The 2,481-nt window shown below is 64.9% G+C and carries 2 protein-coding genes; both read right to left on the bottom strand.

The genetic code is table 11. The features are described 5' to 3' along the window. On the bottom strand, positions 1-1,112 hold a 1,112-nt coding region (locus ACF8EF_RS01500), incomplete at its 3' end, for a condensation domain-containing protein (RefSeq protein WP_392461682.1). After that, positions 1,099-2,481 (bottom strand): AMP-binding protein (locus ACF8EF_RS01495; protein ID WP_392528989.1); only part of this gene is annotated, 1,383 nt, incomplete at its 5' end. The genes ACF8EF_RS01495 and ACF8EF_RS01500, both read right to left, overlap by 14 nt.

The raw sequence follows: 2,481 nt of genomic DNA, 5'->3' as shown, positions 1-2,481 counted from the left end.
GCCTGCGCATCCTGCCCGGTCAGGTGCACAGCACGCATCAAAGCGTCAAACGGAAGCTGGCCATCGAGCAGGCTCTTGAAAACCTGGGTGTTGACGAACAGACCGATCAGGCGCTCGGCCTCGGCTCGGTTGCGGTTGGCATTAGGCACGCCGACCCGGATGTCGGCCTGACCGCTGTAGCGATGCAGCAAAACCTGGAAGCTGGCCAGCAGTACCGTGAACAACGACACATCCTGTTGCCGGGCCAACTGCCGCAGACCATCGCGCAGCGCTGCCGGCAGGTGCAAGCCCAGGCTTGCGCCGCGGAAGCTTTGGGCAGCCGGGCGCAGGCGGTCCAGCGGCAGCGCCAACACGGCCTGTTCGCTACCGAGTTGCGCTTGCCAGTAGGCCAGCTGCCGCTCACGCTCGCCGGCCTCCAGCCATTGGCGCTGCCACATGCCGTAGTCGGCATACTGGATCGACAATTCGGGCAACTGCGCCACCGTGCCCTGTCGGGCCGCCTGGTAGAGCGCCAGCAGTTCCTCGACCAGCACACCCATCGACCAGCCATCGGTGATGATGTGGTGCAAGGTCAGCACCAGCACATGATCGTCACTGGCCAATTGCAAAAGGCAGGCGCGAATCAACGGTTGCGTCGTGAGGTCGAACGGGAGCATGGCCTGTTCGTTTACGCATGCCTCGATGGCCTGCGCCGGGCTGGCCTCGGCCGCCTCACGACGCTGCAATGCAAAGGCCAGTTCTTGTGGCGTCAGAATGCGCTGCCAGGCCTGACCATCCTCCTCGACGAAGCGGGTACGCAAGCTTGCCTGGCGCGCGATCAGCTCCTGCAATGCCTGTTCTATGGCCGCCCCATCGAACTCACCCTTGAGCCGCAGCGCCGTGCAGATGTTGTAGGCCGCCGATTGTGGTTCGAGCAGCCACAAGAACCACTGGCGCTGCTGTGCGTGGGAAAGCGGTAGCAAGCCGCTTTCGCGTGCGGGCACGATCGGCAGGCGGGCGACGTTGACACCTGCCTGGCGCAGTTTGCTGAACAGTTGCTGGCGCTTGTTGCTGTCCAGCCCCTGGATGCGTTCGATCAGTTCCTGGGAACGTGAGGGATCAGGCTTGAGCATTGTTTTCCTCCAGTTCATCGAGCGCGTCGAAGATCAGGTCGAGTTCGTCGGTAGATGCCTGCCCATTCGCGGTGACCTTGAGGTAGGCCGCCAGATCCGCGAACGTGCGCAATCCTTGGAATTCCTTGATCGGCAGTTCGATGCCGAATGTGCTGCGGATGCGCGACAGCAACATCACCACCAGCAGCGAGTGGCCACCGAGTTCGAAGAAATCGTCGTCCAGGCCCACCTCGGGTACCCCGAGCACCTCGCACCACAGCTCAGCCAGCAGGCATTCCTCCTCATCGACCGGTGGCCGGTGGGCGGCGCGCCCTTGGCGCCGTTCGATGTCCGGCAGGGCCTTGCGGTCGAGCTTGCCGTTGGGACTCAGCGGCAAATGTTCGAGCAGCAGCACATAGGTGGGCACCATGTAGTCGGGCAGCAGCGTCCCCAGGCGGGCCTTGAGCACCTCGCGCAGAGAGGCCTGTACTGCCTCGTCGGTTGCATCGAGGCCCTCAGCGGGCACCACATAGGCGGCCAGTTGCACGTCGGCACCAGTACCAACCGCCAGCACGGCCGCTTCGCGCACTTCGCTCTGCTCCAACAGGCGCGCTTCGATCTCGCCCAATTCGATACGCAGGCCACGGATCTTCACCTGGTGATCCATACGCCCCATGTACTCGATCACGCCATCGGCGCGCTGGCGGGCCAAGTCACCGGTGCGGTACAGCCGCTGGCCGTCACCGAACGGACTGGCGACGAAGCGTTCGGCCGTCAGCCCCGGGCGGCGGTGGTAACCCCGCGCCAGGCCCTCGCCCCCCAGGTACAGCTCGCCCACCACGCCGGCCGGCACGACGGTCAGGTCGTTACCCAGCACATAGGTGCTCAGGTTGGCAATCGGCTGGCCGATCGGCACGCTGTCCAGCCCTTCGTCGCGGCAGCGCCAGTGGGTGACGTCGATGGCCGCTTCGGTCGGGCCATACAAGTTGTACAGGCCGGCCTGTGGCAGCTTGGCGAACACCTGTCGCTGGGCATCCACCTGCAACGCCTCGCCACTGCAGACGATGCGCCTGAGGCTGGTGCAACTGGCCACACCTGGGTCTTGCAGGAACACCTGCAGCATCGACGGCACGAAGTGCAGCGTGCTGACCTGCTCACGCTCGATCAACGCTACCAGCCGCGCCGGGTCGCGGTGATCGCCCGGTGCGGCCACCACCAGGCGGGCACCGAACATCAGCGGCCAGAAGAACTCCCACACCGACACGTCGAAGCTGAACGGGGTCTTCTGCAGCACCGTGTCGCTGGCATCCAGGCCGTAGGCCTGCTGCATCCAGCACAAACGGTTGGTCAGCGCCTTGTGGCGGTTGCCGGCACCCTTGGGCTTGCCGGT

The organism is Pseudomonas sp. zjy_15 (genome assembly GCF_043101865.1).
Lineage (GTDB): Bacteria > Pseudomonadota > Gammaproteobacteria > Pseudomonadales > Pseudomonadaceae > Aquipseudomonas > Aquipseudomonas putida_Y.
This window is presented reverse-complemented; position numbering and strand designations above follow the sequence as displayed.